Source organism: Saccharospirillaceae bacterium (assembly GCA_022448365.1).
In the GTDB taxonomy this organism is placed as follows: domain Bacteria; phylum Pseudomonadota; class Gammaproteobacteria; order Pseudomonadales; family Oceanobacteraceae; genus Bacterioplanoides.
This window is the reverse complement of the sequence record JAKVCS010000001.1, coordinates 1-15530: the sequence shown is the minus strand read 5'-3', so window position 1 is coordinate 15530 and position 15530 is coordinate 1. Positions and strand designations below refer to the sequence as shown.

16 protein-coding genes and 1 tRNA gene are annotated in these 15530 nt (G+C 47.8%); 10 read left to right on the top strand and 7 right to left on the bottom strand.

Annotation, left to right across the window (positions count from 1 at the left end; genetic code table 11):
- Positions 1-114 precede the first annotated feature (114 nt).
- On the top strand, positions 115-978 hold the full coding sequence (gene fghA, locus MK185_00085) for an S-formylglutathione hydrolase (GenBank protein MCH2039021.1): 864 nt from the start codon (positions 115-117) through the stop codon (positions 976-978).
- Positions 979-1012: 34 nt separating this feature from the next.
- Here the strand turns inward: fghA and MK185_00080 are convergent, their stop codons facing one another.
- Positions 1013-1558 carry a hypothetical protein gene (locus tag MK185_00080; protein ID MCH2039020.1) on the bottom strand — a complete coding sequence of 182 codons (546 nt, stop codon included), beginning with the start codon at positions 1556-1558 and terminating at the stop codon, positions 1013-1015.
- A 140-nt stretch (positions 1559-1698) separates the two neighbouring features.
- Between MK185_00080 and MK185_00075 the strand changes: the two genes are divergently transcribed.
- The 5 genes from MK185_00075 (at position 1699) to MK185_00055 (ending at position 7220) form a co-directional block, all read left to right on the top strand.
- Positions 1699-2526: an AraC family transcriptional regulator gene (locus MK185_00075; protein MCH2039019.1), complete on the top strand. Its 828-nt coding sequence runs from the start codon at positions 1699-1701 to the stop codon at positions 2524-2526.
- Positions 2527-2647: 121 nt separating this feature from the next.
- Entirely contained in the window at positions 2648-2809 is a 162-nt protein-coding gene (locus MK185_00070) for a hypothetical protein (protein ID MCH2039018.1), read from the top strand.
- 138 nt (positions 2810-2947) lie between these two features.
- A complete protein-coding gene (locus MK185_00065; GenBank protein ID MCH2039017.1) occupies positions 2948-3490 on the top strand; it encodes a sigma-70 family RNA polymerase sigma factor in 543 nt (180 codons plus the stop codon).
- Complete coding sequence (locus tag MK185_00060; protein ID MCH2039016.1) at positions 3487-4503, top strand: FecR domain-containing protein; 1017 nt, start codon at positions 3487-3489, stop codon at positions 4501-4503. The genes MK185_00065 and MK185_00060 overlap by 4 nt, the downstream gene beginning before the upstream one ends.
- Before the next feature lie 113 nt (positions 4504-4616).
- Positions 4617-7220, top strand: coding sequence for a TonB-dependent receptor (locus MK185_00055; GenBank protein MCH2039015.1), 2604 nt, complete (start codon positions 4617-4619; stop codon positions 7218-7220).
- 120 nt (positions 7221-7340) lie between these two features.
- Here MK185_00055 and MK185_00050 read toward each other — a convergent pair whose 3' ends face one another.
- From MK185_00050 to MK185_00030, 5 genes are all read right to left on the bottom strand, one after another.
- Positions 7341-8378 (bottom strand): ABC transporter ATP-binding protein, encoded by a 1038-nt coding sequence (locus tag MK185_00050; protein ID MCH2039014.1) that lies wholly within the window; start codon positions 8376-8378, stop codon positions 7341-7343.
- 2 nt (positions 8379-8380) lie between these two features.
- Positions 8381-10096 (bottom strand): iron ABC transporter permease, encoded by a 1716-nt coding sequence (locus tag MK185_00045; GenBank protein ID MCH2039013.1) that lies wholly within the window; start codon positions 10094-10096, stop codon positions 8381-8383.
- Between the two features lie 61 nt (positions 10097-10157).
- A complete protein-coding gene (locus MK185_00040; GenBank protein ID MCH2039012.1) occupies positions 10158-11171 on the bottom strand; it encodes an extracellular solute-binding protein in 1014 nt (337 codons plus the stop codon).
- Positions 11172-11301: 130 nt separating this feature from the next.
- Complete coding sequence (locus MK185_00035; GenBank protein ID MCH2039011.1) at positions 11302-11694, bottom strand: hypothetical protein; 393 nt, start codon at positions 11692-11694, stop codon at positions 11302-11304.
- Positions 11695-11718: 24 nt separating this feature from the next.
- On the bottom strand, positions 11719-12936 hold the full coding sequence (locus tag MK185_00030) for a pyridoxal phosphate-dependent aminotransferase (GenBank protein ID MCH2039010.1): 1218 nt from the start codon (positions 12934-12936) through the stop codon (positions 11719-11721).
- Between the two features lie 103 nt (positions 12937-13039).
- Between MK185_00030 and msrB the strand changes: the two genes are divergently transcribed.
- The 3 genes from msrB (at position 13040) to MK185_00015 (ending at position 14577) form a co-directional block, all read left to right on the top strand.
- On the top strand, positions 13040-13438 hold the full coding sequence (msrB, locus tag MK185_00025) for a peptide-methionine (R)-S-oxide reductase MsrB (protein MCH2039009.1): 399 nt from the start codon (positions 13040-13042) through the stop codon (positions 13436-13438).
- Positions 13439-13563: 125 nt separating this feature from the next.
- Positions 13564-14043 carry a glutathione peroxidase gene (locus tag MK185_00020; GenBank protein ID MCH2039008.1) on the top strand — a complete coding sequence of 160 codons (480 nt, stop codon included), beginning with the start codon at positions 13564-13566 and terminating at the stop codon, positions 14041-14043.
- 81 nt (positions 14044-14124) lie between these two features.
- Positions 14125-14577, top strand: a complete 453-nt coding sequence (locus MK185_00015; GenBank protein MCH2039007.1) for a MarR family transcriptional regulator — start codon at positions 14125-14127, stop codon at positions 14575-14577.
- Between the two features lie 17 nt (positions 14578-14594).
- Here the strand turns inward: MK185_00015 and MK185_00010 are convergent, their stop codons facing one another.
- A complete protein-coding gene (locus MK185_00010) occupies positions 14595-15323 on the bottom strand; it encodes a hypothetical protein (GenBank protein ID MCH2039006.1) in 729 nt (242 codons plus the stop codon).
- Between the two features lie 130 nt (positions 15324-15453).
- Here MK185_00010 and MK185_00005 point away from each other — a divergent pair.
- Positions 15454-15529: transfer RNA gene (locus MK185_00005), tRNA-Glu, on the top strand.
- Position 15530 lies beyond the last annotated feature (1 nt).

Sequence of the window (15530 nt, the reverse complement as noted above, 5' to 3'; positions counted from 1 at the left end):
TTTATAGTTGTAAACTGCGTATTTGATTCCGGCTTTGCCTTTGTATTAGCTCCCTCTGAAACGCTTTCTACAGACTGGTTGAGAAAATTTAAAAAAAGAGAAAATACCATGAGTATTGAACTGATTTCTCAGAATAAAAGTTTTGGTGGCTGGCATAAGCAATATAGCCACGATGCAATGAGCACCCAGTGCAAAATGCGTTTTGCTATTTTTCTGCCACCTAAAGCGAATGAAGCAAAAGTACCGGTTCTATACTGGTTATCCGGTTTGACCTGCACCGACGAGAACTTTATGCAAAAAGCCGGTGCGCAAAAGCTGGCGGCTGAGCTGGGTATGGTCATTGTTGCACCAGACACCAGTCCGCGCGGCGATGAGGGCAACGACTTGCATGGCGTTAAAATTGCCGATGCCGATGGGTATGATCTTGGTCAAGGCGCCGGTTTTTACCTCAATGCAACGGAACATCCATGGCAAACACACTTCAATATGTATCAATATATTGTTGAAGAATTACCGCGGGTGATTGAAGCGAATTTTCCGGTAACCGATAAAAAAGCGATTTTCGGACATTCAATGGGGGGGCATGGCGCAATCACGATTGCTTTGAAAAACCCTGACCAATACACCTCAGTTTCCGCTTTCAGTCCGATAACTAATCCGGTTAATTGCCCTTGGGGAGAAAAAGCCTTCACAGCCTATCTCGGCGATAATCGCCAGGATTGGAAGCAATACGATGCCTGTGAGCTGATGTCATGTATTACTGATATTAGCGCTTATCCATCATTGCTGGTGGATCAGGGGTTGGCGGATAACTTCCTGCTGGAGCAGTTAAAACCCGAGGTTCTGCAACAGGTTGCTGATAAAGTATCCTACCCACTGACCTTGCGTCAGCACGAGGGTTACGACCATAGTTATTATTTTATTGCATCATTCATTGATGACCATCTGCGTTTTCATGCAAAAACGCTGACAGATTGATCGGGGCGGGGACGCCGTTGTTCAGTCATTGGCGTCAGAACTGATCAGGAAGAGAGACAAGCAGCCCCGGTGGTGATAGAAAACTACTCAGCGCGGGGCAGTTGTTAGTCGTGTTGTTATCCAGCTTTGCGTCGCTATCGAGTACTGCAACGTTTATTACGATGCGTTCGTACAGCCAGTAAATGACTGGGTTGCCGTCTTGCAATTCCTCAACACGATATCGGTGTTGGTATTCCAGTGCTGCCCAACCATCCGCCAGATTCCACTGTTTGAATTCACCGTTTAACCGCCAGCAAATCCAGCCTGGTTGATCGTGGTATATAAGCAATCGGTCGAGTTGCGTGCCTATCTCCGTGACAGATCCAAATTCGAACCGACCGGTCGGGTAAACAGAGGTGGACCGATTTTCACCACGCCGTTCCAATATCAATCTTATACCGTTATCTATATCTGACAGTTTCAGCTTTGCCGGGTTTACCAGAGCTGCGGCCGGTACTTGGTTGCGTAACGCAGCGAACGGTTCTCCCCGCTGGTCTTTTTCCCATTGCTGGCACAGTGTCTGAATCAGGATTTGGCACATAAATTATTCTTTAAAAATGGCTCACAGAGTCGCGGTGTCTGCATTGTAACGCTTCGACTGGAGAAAACCGCAATATTGTCCAAGTTCAGTCAGGCGATTCGGGTTAAGCTGGGGTGGTCACATAAACATCGGTCATGGCCATGAAAACGGACAATCAGTTTCAGTATCAACGCAGCAAACATCTTAAGGATGTGACCATGCTGCGCGCTGAAATTAATGATTTCAGCTATGACAAACACGCGCATGAAGAACTCTCTATTGGTTTGACCCGTCAGGGATTGCAGCATTTCAATAGCAGTGGCTCTTTGCAGCGCAGCGAACCGGGTAACATCGTGCTGTTTAATCCAGAGCAAGTGCATGATGGCCATGGCGAAGCCGGCAATACACTGCTTTACGACATGTTATACATCCATCCGCAACAGTTAAGCAGGATGCTCGAAGCTGCCGGTGTCAGACAGGTTGATAGCTTTCGGGTCGGCGATAACGTGCTTGGTGATGCTTTATTACGCGACTCAGTGTTACGGCTCAGCCAGCTGATTTCACAGCAAAGTAACGATGCCTTGATACTGGATTATTGGTTGTATCAAATGTGTGCCCGGATGGCGGCTTATCAACAAGAATTTGTGCCTAATCAGGTGGTGCGTAAAGCGGACCAATTGCTGATAAAAGCCAAAGAGTTTATTCAGGATCACGTTCGTGCCGATATCACACTGGATGATGTTGGTAATGCGATTGGTATGTCAAAATATCATTTCTTACGGCTGTTTCGTAGTCAGTTTGGTATTACGCCGCATCAATATATTATCAGCTGCAAAATAAATGCGGCAAGATCGGCGCTACAGAGCGGTACTGATCTTGATGACGTTGTTTTTGATTTTGGTTTTTCCGATTTAAGTCATTTTAATCGACGTTTTAAACCGATTTATGGCATGACACCGAAGCAATATCAAAAGTCTGTACTGGATTGATTTTTCTTTAACCTATGTTGAATTAAGGGAGAAATAACTGTTCAGTCGCGTTAAAGCAATTTTATACAAGCGCCGAGTCGCGGGTATTCGATACTCTGGGTAAACCAACCTGGAGGTGAAAATGAAAGCACTGATATTCTTTATTTTAATGGCAGTTTTGTCGGTTTTAGCATTAAGCCATCAATTCGATCGGGCACCCAACCAAACCATTCAGTCCGACAACGATTCTTCATCCGCAAAGGCGCTCAGGCGCAGCTGGGAAAATAACTGGATGGGGCCTTAATTCTGGACTTTCCGAAACGTGTCAGCGTGCTACCAAAGACAGTTAGCACGTTGGTAAAGCCTATTGAACCCTCTTAGTAAATCCCTATAATGCGAACCATTCGTATCTATTAAGCCGTTAGCATGATAAGAGGGGATTATGTCATCAGCTGATTTATCCGGTTCTGATTATGCTCAAGCGTCTATTAATCAGCAGCTTCATCAATTGTACAGCGACCATCAACCGTGGCTTTTGTCCTGGTTGAGCAGCAAATTAGGATGTCACCATCAGGCTGCGGATCTGAGTCAGGATACCTTTGTTCGTGTGGTTAACAAACAGCAAATGCTGGCATTGCAGGAGCCCAGAGCATTTCTGACCACCATTGCCAAGCGGGTATTGGCAAATCATTGGCGGCGAGATCAGCTAGAGCAGGCTTATTTGCAGGCGCTGGCGCAGGTACCGGAGAGCTTTGCGCCATCCGAAGAAGAGCGCGCGATTTTGTTTGAGACCCTGCTTCACATTGATCGTTTGCTGGAAGGGCTTCCGGCTGTGGTTAAACAGACGTTTCTTTATGCCCAGCTGGATGGTTTAAAACAGGCAGACATCGCTAAAAGGCTTGATATATCAGTTACCACAGTAAAGCGCCATTTGGTGCGTGCCAGTGCACGGTGTTATTTCGCCATCGGCCATGAGGAATCATGAGTCGTGATCTAGCCAGTCCGCCAGACGTTGATGAAGCGGTTGCGATGCAAGCCGTCGAATATATGGTGGAAGTGCAAACCGGCGATAATCCAGAAGCCGTTCTTCGTCAGGTTGCGGATTGGTGCCAGCAACACCCCGATAATGCCCAAGCGTGGCGTCATATACAGCAGACCAATAATCAGTTTTCTAACCTGAGTCAGCTCGGCGGCCAATCCCTGATTCAGGATGTTATTCTGCAGGATAATACGGTATCTCGTCGTGATTCGGTGAAAGCTCTGACGCTGTTGTTATTTTGCGGATCTGGAAGCTGGCTTGCAGCAGAGCAATTGCCATGGCGTATCTGGAAAGCCGATCATCGTACTGCCGTCGGTGAACAAAAGACGCTGACTTTTGCGGGTCATAAGGTAACTCTTAATACCGACTCGGCGGTTAACCTGAAACAGTCAGGGCAGTCCGCAGCCGTGCACCTGGTGGATGGTGAAATTTTGTTGTCTGCTGGCCAAGCACCGGCTGCCTCAACTGAACTGAATATAACGGCTGAGGCGCTGAACTGTTCAATACGGGGTTACGAGGCTGAATTTTCGCTTTATCAGCATAACCGGCAGTGTCGCCTTAGTGTTCTTGCGGGACGGGTCGAGATATTTATTCCCTCTCAATCCGGTTCTTCCACCGCAGTGTCTGGTGCTCCGCAGCTGTTAACGGCTGCAGAAGCTGGCGAGCAGCTGATATTAAAAGGCTCGCAGTTGCTCAATCGATCGGAGGTCGAGTCAAACGCTCTGGCCTGGCGACGTGGGATGTTGGTGGTGAGCAGTATGCGATTGGAGGATTTTCTTGCGGAAGTCAGCCGCTATCGTCGCGGCACATTGCGTTGTGCCGCGCAAATAGCCGATCTGAAAGTCTCGGGCAGCTATCCGCTCGAAAACACCGACCGCATCCTCTCTGCGCTGGAAAATGTGCTGCCGGTGAAAATGCAGTATATGACCCGGTACTTCGTGACTGCTCAACCCGCCTGATTATTTTTTTCGAAAAAAGTGGTCTGTTTTTGATTCTCACGGGACATGGATAGCAAAGGAAGTCGTTTTCTTCACTATTTTCCATGTACGTAACCCTTGAGGATCTGATATTCATGGCGCATCAATCTTTACCCGCATCGTCCGCGGTCAAATCAAAACTGGCCCTTGCTGTTGCTAAAAGCATGCTGCTGACAGCATTAGGCTGTCTGGTCATTCCCACCAATGTCATGGCTGAAACTGCTCCTGATAAAGCTACCGCCAGCGATACCCAGCAATTTAATATTGCCGCCGGTTCGTTAGAGAATGCGCTGAACCAACTCGGTCAGCAGGCCGGTGTTCTATTATCCTATTCGCCTGAATTAACGACGGGCAAGCAAAGTAATGGTTTAACCGGGCGCTACAGTTTCAGTGGGGCTGTGGCGTTATTGCTGCAGGATACCGGACTGGTAGCTCAGCAGCAGGATGATGGCAGTTATACTATTTCCAGTCGTGAGGTGGTTGAGTATGAATTGGATGATGTCACCGTCCGCGGAACCTTGTTAAGTCGTTACGAATACGATCGCGCCGACTCCGCCAGCGGTTTCGAAACCGATGTTGATTTGTTGCCCCGTTCTGTTCAGGTACTGCCTGAGCAGCTGATTCTGGATCAGAACGCCGAACGTATTACCGACGTTCTGGTTAATGCGGCGAGCGTTAGTCGTTCCGATGGTTTTGGCGGCGCTCAGGACGAAGTGTTTATCCGCGGTATGGACAACAATCACTTATTTGTCGATGGCAGTCCGGTCAGCGCCCGCAGCCGTGTTGATGTTGCTGTGGTGGAACGTTTGGAAGTAGTAAGTGGTCCGGCATCGGTTTTACATGGTCAGGTGAGTCCGGGTGGACTGATCAACATCGTCACCAAAAAACCACAGCGCGACAGTGCTCACATGATTCAGGCGATGCTGGATGATCAGGGAAGGCAAAAAATCACGGCTGATTCAACCGGCTCAGTAACGGATGATGTTCAATATCGCGTTGTAATCTCTGACGAAAATTCGGGGTCTTTCCGTGAGGTAAAAACTGAGGACGGAACCACTGAAGCCAAAACCAAAAACCGTCTGATTGCACCGTCAATCAGCTATACCCCGGACAGTTATAACACCTTTACTCTGAGTCTGAGTCACAGCGATAAAACAGCACCTATTGATCGCGGTACCGTGGCATTTAATGACGGCAATGGCAATACTGAGATTGCTGATATACCACGTGATCGCCGTTTAGGCAGTGAATTCAGTACCCGCGATAGCATCGAAAAACGTGCTTCTTTCGACTTCGATCATGAATTTCGTTCTGGCTGGATTAATCGCTTTAAAGTCAGCTATGCCGAAAAGCAGTTTGATGATTACCAGGCGCGCCCGACCTTTGGTTTAAATGGAGTACCGAGGAACTTGCTGGAATTAATTCAGCTGCGAAACAGTCAATCGGTCCAGGCAAATGGGCTTTTGGTGCGAACGGCTGACACCAACGTCGATGTGAAAGAAAGCGATTTATTCTTCTCTGACAGTCTGAGTGGTGATTTTGAACTCGGCGGTGTCAACAACACCTTATATGTTGGTGTGAATTACACTAAGCGTGAGCTGGACAAGCGTAATGGGATTGCCTTGCAGGACATCACAGGCGCTCTGGCACCACCTACGGTCACTTTGTATGCACTCGATCTCAATACTATTAATATTTATGATGAAGTGCGTCCTGCTTACGAAAAGCGTGAGCAAAAAACACTGAATGATGAATTCGATAAACACACCGAATACGGATTCTCGATACAAAATCTGAGTTATCTTACGGATGATATGACGCTGTTGACTGGCCTACGCTATGACAACTTTGAGTTGAAACGGGATTCTGATGTGTATTTTGCCGATGGCCCAGCCGCCGGTACATACGCACCCTTGGCAGACACTGACAAGCGCCAGTTGAAAAGTAAGAACGACAATATCAGTGGACAGTTGGGTTTGCTGTATCAAATCAAAGCAGGAACGTCAGTCTATGCTTCGTACTCCGAATCGTTTTTACCGAACTACCCGAATTTATCAGCTACTGAAGGTCTTAAGGAAGAAAATCTGGCACCGGAAGAAGCTAATCAGTACGAATTAGGCGTTAAGTCGTCAATGCTGGACGATAAACTGCGACTATTAGGTTCTGTATACCACCTCACTCGCGAAAATGTCTGGTCGGTTGACAATAACTTCGTTTCTAATCTTAACGGTAAAGAAGAAACAAAAGGCGTTGAATTGAGTGCCACGATGCAATTTGTTCCTGGCTTAAATGTATTGGCCAGCATTACACATATGGACGCCCGTATTGTTAATGATAATAACGATAATGTAGACAATGAAGGAAATCGTCCAAAGAGTGTTCCACAGCAGAAAGGACGCGCCTGGGGGTCTTATGAGTTTCAGGATGGCAAGATGGCAGGTTTAGGATTTGGCCTCGGTGCCGAGTACGTCGGTGATCGTCAAGGCGATGATAATAACAGTTTTGAACTGCCGGGTTATACCTTACTGGATGTTGCCAGCTGGTACTATTTATCACTGGGTGACACCTCACGTATACGGTTGCAGGCCGGGGTTAAAAACCTGGAGGATAAGGAATATTACCCAGCCTCTATTAATGCTTTCCGGATCAATGTGGGTGAGCCACGAACTACTTATCTTTCTGCGCGTTTAGAATTCTGATCTAACGATATCAAACCCTGAGTAACACCATTTAAGGGTACAGAAAGGACTACAACCCCCAGCTGCTGGCTGGGGGTTGTTATTTCGGGTTTCATTCTTCTGGTATTTTCTGAGTCAGGCTTATATTGTTTGTTCGTCCGGACATCCGTTAAGAATAACGGGTTTGTCCCGGTAGCTGAGAGATACCTTGTCTCCGATGCTGACCGCAGGCTGTTCGTCACATTCGGCTTGCCAGTTGTCGATACTGAATTGTGGAAATTCAATCGATATTAAGTGGCCGCGTCCGGTAAATTGGATATCACTAACCATACCATTGCCATTGTGTGTCGGATGTACGGAAAGCAGGTGGCGCTTAAACAAGGCTGTTCCTGTTATATCCTTAATGCCTTGCAGCGATTGAGTAACAAAGATCTGATCGAGGTAATGCTGCGGACATAAATTGCCTGCTTCCATAAAATGCGCGACATTCAGATTGGCCGGATTATTAAACACCTGAGCAGGTGTGTCACACTGTTGCAGTGCACCGTTAATCATCACTGCGGTTTTATCAGCGAAGGCAAATGCTTCATCTTTTGCGTGCGTGACAAAAATCACACTGATACCTGCTTGTTTCAATAGTGCTCGCAATTCAGCCATCATGCGCCGCTTGACTTGAGTATCAACGTTCGAAAATGGCTCGTCCATTAATAGCAGCTTGGGTTTATTTGCTAATGCACGTGCCAGCGCAATACGTTGTTGCTGACCACCCGATAACTCGTGCGGATAGCGGTTTTCCAGTAGCGGTAACTCCACCAGAGTCAATACATCGCGAATTCGTTGCAGTTGCTCCTCTTTCGCCAAGGACGTCAAACCATAAGCAATATTTTTGGCCACTGTCATGTGCGGGAATAATGCATAGTCCTGGAAAATAAATCCTATTTGGCGCTGTTGCGGTGGCAGATTAAAGCGCTCGTCGACCACCGTATTTCCAAATAACTCAATTCTGCCATTATCAGATGGAAGTAACCCGGCAATCGTTTTTAATGCCGTTGTTTTTCCACAACCACTGGGGCCCAGTAAGCAAAGAATTTCTCCTTGTTGCAGTTCGAGGCTGAAATTCTTCAGCACCTGAGTGTTGGCAAACGACAGGTTCAGGTTGTGTGCACTCAGAGCTTTCATAATTAGTCCATTTTCTGGGTTCGGGATAATAAAGCGATAGGCAGTAGGCTCACAGCCACAATTAGCAGGGCGGCCAAAGCTGCATGTTCCAGATGTTCATCTGAGGCATATTGAAAAACGAAAGTGGCCAGGGTCTCGAAATCAAACGGCCTTAACAGCAGTGATGCTGGCAGCTCTTTTACGCATTCGATAAATACCAATAGCAGCGCCGAAATGATCGCAGGTTTGAGCAGCGGCCAGTGGATTTTCTGAAATGTTCGTCCTCGGTTGGAACCCAATATTTGCGCCGCCGAATCAAGGTTAACGGGTATTTGCTGGTAGGCGGCCTGAATACTGCCATTGGAAATTGCTGCGAATCGAATGACAAAAGCGAGAATTAGCGCAAAGCTTGTTCCTGAAAATATCAGGCCCAGCCGATCCATATCCCAACTGACCAATAACCGGTTGAGTCCAAGATCGGCCTGAGTGAGTGGTATTAATAATCCGATGGCCAATACGGTTCCGGGTAGGGCGTAGCCAAGGGATGAGATGGCCAGTACATTGCGATTGATCGGTGACGGTTGAAAGCGAACCTGGCTATTGAACAGCAACGCAATGGCGGTTGCGATTAACGCCGCACAGGCAGCAAGTATAAAAGTACTCTGGCTGTGCTGCCAGAGATTCCCACTGAGATTTTCGGAAAGATACGTCGATGTGTAGCCGATCAGAGTGACCACAGGGTAGACAAAACCAGCAATCACAATAACAGCACAAACACCCCAGATTATCAGGGTTTTTTTGAGTCCCGCGGATTGTCTGGTCGCTTCCAGCTTCTGATTACGCCCTTCAAAGAATCGTTGCCGACGTCGGTTGTATTTTTCTGCACTGACCAGAATGACTACAAACAATAACATCAGACACGAGATTTTAGCGGCTGTCGTGAGGCTGCCATAGACCAGCCAGCTGTCGTATATAGCGGTGGTTAAAGTACTGATGGCAAACAGATGAACCGTGCCGTAGTCGGCCAGTGACTCCATTGCGACCAGTGTGCAACCAATGACAAGCGCAGGGCGTACCAAAGGTAACTCAATTGAGAAAAAGATCCGGTGGCGACTGGCGCCCATCAGTCTGGCCGCGTTTGCCAGATTTTCTGAGCGACGACTGAATGCATTACGCAACAATAAATAAATATAAGGGTAGAGCGCCAAAGCTAACATCAGGCTAGCGCCCCATCGGCTGCGGATATCAGGGAACCAATAGTCTTGCGGTGACTGCCAGGCAAATATTGCCCTCATTGCGGTTTGGATAGGGCCCGCATAGTCGAATAATTCGGTATAAATATACGCCGAAATATAAGCGGGAATCGCCAGTGGAAAAACCAGTGCCCACTGGAGCAGGCGACGTCCCTTAAATTCGTAATGAGAACACCACCATGCCGGAAGTATAGCGAGCATCGCAGCAAAAATAACGGCGCCAGACACCACTAATACACTGTTGATGGTGTAGCTGACTAATACTGTATCGGCGAGTTCGGCAAAAGTACTGTCGTTGTTACTTCGTCCGAAATCCAGCAGCGATTCCAGTATGAGAGCAACAACCGGCATAAACAGCAGAATGCTGATGAGTAAGCTGGCCGGACGCTGCAGATTTGCCAGTAGAGAGCTCCCGACTGAAACACCAGAGCCCGCTGTTTGCGGGCTCTGTTCAGATTTGCTGGCTGGTATGGATGCCGATTTCATACATTCGAGGTGTCAGCTAAAACCGCGATTATATGTCGAAACGACACCAGATCGAAATGGATTACAGATCAAAACCCACTTTATCGACCAGTTTCAGTGCGGCTTTGCGATTTTCTGCGATCTTAACCAATGGCAGTTCATCAGCTTTGAATTTGCCCCAGCTTCGAACAAGTTCGGAAGCCGGAACGCCAGGTTTGACCGGGTATTCCATATTCAGTTCTGCGTACAGCTTTTGTGCTTTGTCGCCCGACAGGAAGTTCAACAGTTTCTGTGCTTCTGCTTTGTGTGGTGCGTGTGCCGCAATAACAGCGCCTGATACGTTGATGTGAGAACCACGGTTGGTCTGGTTCGGGAAATTCAGATTGACTGCTTCGGCCCAGGCAATTTGATTTTTGTCCTGCAGCATTTTGCCCAGGTAATAACTGTTGCCCAGTGAAACATCGCACAGGCCTTCTTTGATGGCTTTCACTTGTGCACGATCGTTGCCTTGTGGCTTACGCGCCAGGTTGGCTTTAACACCACGCAACCAATTTTCCGTTTCTGCTTCGCCGTGGTGCGCAATCATCGATGCAATTAACCCAAGGTTGTATGGGTGTTTACCGCTACGGGTACAGATCTTTCCTTTAAACTCGGCTTTTGCTAAATCTTCATACTGAATTTTGCTTTGATCGCCAGCGCGCTCTTTTGACGAATAAACGTTACGGACGCGCTGTGTTAATGCCAACCACTGATTACCGGTATCACGGAACCTGGCTGGAATATTTTTTTCCAGTTGAGTGCTGAGTTTGTAGGGCTGGGTCAGTTTCTCGTCTTTCAGTTGTAACAATTTTGAGAAATTAGAGGTTAATACGATGTCAGCAGGCGACAGTTCACCTTCACGCTTCAGGCGTTGAATCAGTCCTTTTTTTGCAAAAACAACCTTGGTTTTGATGCCGGTTTCGGCAGTGAACTCTTTTAAAATAGGTTCAATCAGGAATGGCTGGCGAAATGAATAAATATTTACCTGATCGGTAGCCGCAGCAGGTAAGGAAAGTGTGGCTACGATACCCGCGGCTACAAAAGAAGCGAAACGCATGGGTGGCTCCAAAATGTCCTGAATGAGAAGGATTCTTATTTTACACAAAAGCAACACGGCTGCAGCTTTTTTATCGGTAAGTAAGTGTAAAAGAAGCCCTGTGTATCCTACTGGCTGAGAGCTTTTGTTGCTACAAAAACAAGAAATGGTCCCGTAATACATGACCCAATAACAGAGAGTCTCCCTGCAGGCGCGCGTATTCAATGGTATCCAGAATGGTAGCGCCATCGTTGCTGGGATCGGGTTTTAATAAGCGGGCGAATGATCGGCTGGTAAGAATAAAATCATCGACTGACTTTTGACCATCCATTTCACTGAAGCGGATAAACCCCTCATCCTTCAACCAAATGACCGCGCCAAAGGCTGCTTGGTGGCGCGGCGAATGTAATCCAAATTCATCCACATCATCCGGCCCGGAAATATCCTCGATAAACAGCGTTTGTGCTCGTGGAAAATTGCGAAAACCTTGCAACAAAACCACGGCACAATCTTTGTAAAAATCATCGATATGGACATCAAGCACGATTGTTACCTTGTCTGTTGTTGATTACAGCTGACGGTAGTTATTGAAAAACACTTCCATACGTTCCATGGCTGCCGTCAGGTCTTCCGGGCGCGGCAGGAACACAACCCGGAAATGATCCGGGTAGGCCCAGTTAAAGGCTGTGCCGTGAACAATCAGAATCTTTTGCTGCTCTAATAAGTCGAGTACCATGCGCTCATCGTTGCGGATGTTAAACTTCCTGGTGTCCATTTTCGGGAAGCAATAGAGTGCGCCTTTCGGTTTTACACAACTTACGCCGTCAATATTGTTCAATGTTTCCCAGGCGATATCACGTTGCTGGCAAATACGACCGCCTGGGGCGACCAGGTCATTAATGCTTTGATAACCACCCAGCGCGGTTTGAATGGCATGCATGGCTGGTACGTTGGAGCACAGTCGCATTGAGGCCAGCATTTCCAGGCCTTCGATATAATCCTTGGCCAGGTGCTTTGCACCACTGATGATCATCCAACCTGCGCGAAAGCCTGCCAGTCGGTAGTTTTTAGATAGGCCATTGAAGGTAATAATCAGCAAATCATCTGCAAGTGATGCGGTTGATGTATGTGTTTCGCCGTCGAACAGGATCTTGTCGTAGATCTCGTCAGAAAACACGATCAGATTGTTTTGACGGGCGATTTCCAGCATCTGCTTAAGCATCTCGTCGGAGTACACTGCACCGGTCGGATTGTTTGGATTGATCAGCACCATTGCCCGCGTCTTGTCACTGATTTTTGCTCGCATATCATCAAGGTCGGGGAACCAGTCTGAACCTTCATCGCAGGTGTAATGTACGGCCTTGCCACCCGCGAGGCTGACTGCACCGGTCCATAACGGATAGTCCGGCGATGGAACCAGTACTTCGTCGCCATTGTTCAATAGGCCTTGCATACACATAACGATCAGCTCGCTGACACCATTACCAACGATGATGTCTTCGATCGCAACGTTGGCAATATTCTTCTGTTGTGCGTATTGCATAATGGCTTTGCGGGCTGAAAACAAACCTTTGGAATCGCTGTAGCCTTCTGAATCCGGTAGGTTATAAATTACGTCCTGAATGATTTCCTCCGGCGCATCGAGACCGAATGGCTTGGGGTTGCCGATGTTAAGTTTGAGGATCCGATGACCTTCTTCTTCCAGTTTTTTCGCGGCATGCAGAACGGGTCCACGAATGTCGTAAAACACATTGGCCAGTTTGTTGGACTTCTTAATTTCCTGCATGGAACCGCTTTGCCTCGTTAAGCTCTAAAAGATTGAAATAGCTTCAAAAAATCGAAAGGCAGTATAATACGCTTACACAGGCAGGTACGAAATAGGGCATATCGTGAAAAAATTAAATAAAAGCCCCGAAGAGTGGCGCAAAGAGCTCGATCCGGAGACCTATCATATTACCCGTGAGGCTGGCACTGAGCGTGCGTTCACCGGGAAATACTTTGATTGCAAACAGAAGGGCAGTTACACCTGTGTGTGTTGTGGTGAGGTGTTGTTCTTCTCGGATGCAAAGTATGACTCCGGATGCGGTTGGCCCAGCTTTTTTCAGCCTGCCAGTGAGCAGGTGATCGAAGAGCGCCAGGATACCTCGCATTTTATGGTGCGAACGGAGGTGGTTTGCCAGCATTGCGATGCCCATCTCGGCCATGTTTTTACGGATGGTCCAGCGCCGACCGGGTTGCGCTACTGCATTAACTCAGCGTCTATTCGACTTAACCCAGAAGATAGTTAGGTGGGCTACGACCTGGTGGCGTTTATGCCATGGTCGTTGTCGTGAATGCCTTCTTGAGGTTTTCTTTAATGATATATATTGTGTGCAATATAAGTGTGCAAAATACATAAGGTGAGGACTTCCGGATGAGCGTACTGAATTACGAAATGCCATTGTTAAGTGGCGAAATGCAAGACCTGGCTGACTATCAAGGCAGTGTCGTGTTGATTGTTAATACGGCCAGTAAGTGCGGATTTACACCGCAATACGAAGGTCTGGAATCCATCTATCAGGAGTATAAAGAGAAAGGTCTGGTGATATTGGGTTTTCCGTGCAACCAGTTCGGTAAGCAAGAGCAGGGTGATGCCAGTGAAATTGGCGCCTTTTGCCAGAAGAACTACGGTGTATCTTTCCCAATGTTTTCTAAAATCGACGTGAATGGTGAGAATGCTGCGCCACTTTACGATGATCTTAAGAAGGCAGCGCCTGGTGTGATGGGTACCCAAGGCATTAAATGGAACTTCACCAAATTTTTGGTGAATAAAGAAGGCCAGGTCCTGAAGCGTTATGCGCCGACGACAAAGCCAGAGGACATGAAAGCTGACATTGAAGCGGCGCTGGCCTGATTTCTGATGATTCTAATCAACCCGCACTTAGCCGGGTTGATTAATGCTAACTTCCAATTTCCGCAATAAAAGACCCATCGTGTGACCATCAAGAAACTTCCTCAGTTGCATTTGGATAACCAGCTCTGCTTCTCGGTTTATAGTTTGTCTCGTCAGATTACCCAGGCGTATCAGCCGCTCCTTAAACCTTTGGGGCTAACCTATCCGCAATATCTGGTGATGCTGGTGCTGTGGCAGGACTACGAGGAGCAGCGCTTACCGGTATCGGTTAAGCACCTTTGTCAGCAGTTGATGCTCGATACCGGCACGATTACGCCGCTGCTGAAACGAATGGAGTCAAACGGCTTGTTAACGCGACAGCGATCTGAGCAGGACGAGCGCGTGGTGTTGGTGATGCTGAGCGAAGCCGGTATTGCTTTGAGAGATCGTGCGGCGAGTGTGCCGATCCAATTGGCTTGTAGCCATGGGTTTGATGTCAATGAGGCCATTGGTCTGCGCGATAAGATACGCTCTTGGTTAAAGCTATGGCGATAATACCTTTATGGTCGTTGTTAGAAGTGTTTCTTCTTCCACGACTCTTGTTCCTCGGCTAATTGTTCGGCGGCATCGGCCAGTTTGTTGACTGCAATTGTAGGGCGGGGCGCAAGGTTCTGCAGCATCGTTTGGGCTTCAGCCTCAAGCTTCCGTTGATCTTCGTTAGGGTTTCGAATTGCCCTCAGCGTTTTTAGTAATTTATTGAGCTGAAGTTCAGCCTTGGCGGGATTGTTCATGCTGATGGCAGCCTTGGCCTGCGAAAAGAATACGGTCGTAACGAGATTTACGTTCAGCAGGCGCAACTCATTCAGCAGTCGACTGGCTTTCTGTTGGTCAATCATTCTTTTTTTGTAGCATGCCTTAATCAGCTCGATTTGCTGTTGGATTGATTTTCGGAGTTGTTTGGCCTTGGGTTCATCCTCAGGAAGGTGTGCCTTAAGGTAGGGCGGGGATTCAAGCCAATCTGAAGTTTGTTGGATAACGCGCTTTACCTTGCTGTTTATAGGCAAGCCAATGTGCGCCAGATCCATGCCTGCTTGCGAGATCATTCGACACAGCCAATTGAACGATTCACCGCTTAGCCACGGGTTCAGTCTATCTGCCAGTTTATGTTGCAGGTTGATAAAGTCGATCAGCTCAACCGACGCTCTTGCACGCTGTAATCTTTGTTGTTCCCGCCAGCGAATCAACCACAGGGCCAGAGTGGCAGATATGGCGGTAAAAACGGCAAGAATGATCAGAGCCATGGTCGACATTATTTCCCCATCCCGGGAGTTCTATTGTTAGCTATGTCCTTAGTGTAGTTGGATTTTTTTTATTTGTAGGGGTTGACGCGAGGGCCGACTCTCTCTAATATTCGCGCTCCTTGATTGAGACGTCCCCATCGTCTAGAGGCCTAGGACACCGCCCTTTCACGGCGGTAACAGGGGTTCGAATCCCCTTGGGGATGCCAC

What these genes read in the sequence shown, in the direction of transcription:
- MK185_00080 (MCH2039020.1), bottom strand. Translation starts at nt 1,558, where the DNA reads ATGTGCCAAATCCTGATTCAGACACTGTGCCAGCAATGGGAAAAAGAC.
- MK185_00075 (MCH2039019.1), top strand. Translation starts at nt 1,699, where the DNA reads ATGAAAACGGACAATCAGTTTCAGTATCAACGCAGCAAACATCTTAAG.
- MK185_00070 (MCH2039018.1), top strand. Translation starts at nt 2,648, where the DNA reads ATGAAAGCACTGATATTCTTTATTTTAATGGCAGTTTTGTCGGTTTTA.
- MK185_00065 (MCH2039017.1), top strand. Translation starts at nt 2,948, where the DNA reads ATGTCATCAGCTGATTTATCCGGTTCTGATTATGCTCAAGCGTCTATT.
- MK185_00060 (MCH2039016.1), top strand. Translation starts at nt 3,487, where the DNA reads ATGAGTCGTGATCTAGCCAGTCCGCCAGACGTTGATGAAGCGGTTGCG.
- MK185_00055 (MCH2039015.1), top strand. Translation starts at nt 4,617, where the DNA reads ATGGCGCATCAATCTTTACCCGCATCGTCCGCGGTCAAATCAAAACTG.
- MK185_00050 (MCH2039014.1), bottom strand. Translation starts at nt 8,378, where the DNA reads ATGAAAGCTCTGAGTGCACACAACCTGAACCTGTCGTTTGCCAACACT.
- MK185_00045 (MCH2039013.1), bottom strand. Translation starts at nt 10,096, where the DNA reads ATGAAATCGGCATCCATACCAGCCAGCAAATCTGAACAGAGCCCGCAA.
- MK185_00040 (MCH2039012.1), bottom strand. Translation starts at nt 11,171, where the DNA reads ATGCGTTTCGCTTCTTTTGTAGCCGCGGGTATCGTAGCCACACTTTCC.
- MK185_00030 (MCH2039010.1), bottom strand. Translation starts at nt 12,936, where the DNA reads ATGCAGGAAATTAAGAAGTCCAACAAACTGGCCAATGTGTTTTACGAC.
- MK185_00020 (MCH2039008.1), top strand. Translation starts at nt 13,564, where the DNA reads ATGAGCGTACTGAATTACGAAATGCCATTGTTAAGTGGCGAAATGCAA.
- MK185_00010 (MCH2039006.1), bottom strand. Translation starts at nt 15,323, where the DNA reads ATGGCTCTGATCATTCTTGCCGTTTTTACCGCCATATCTGCCACTCTG.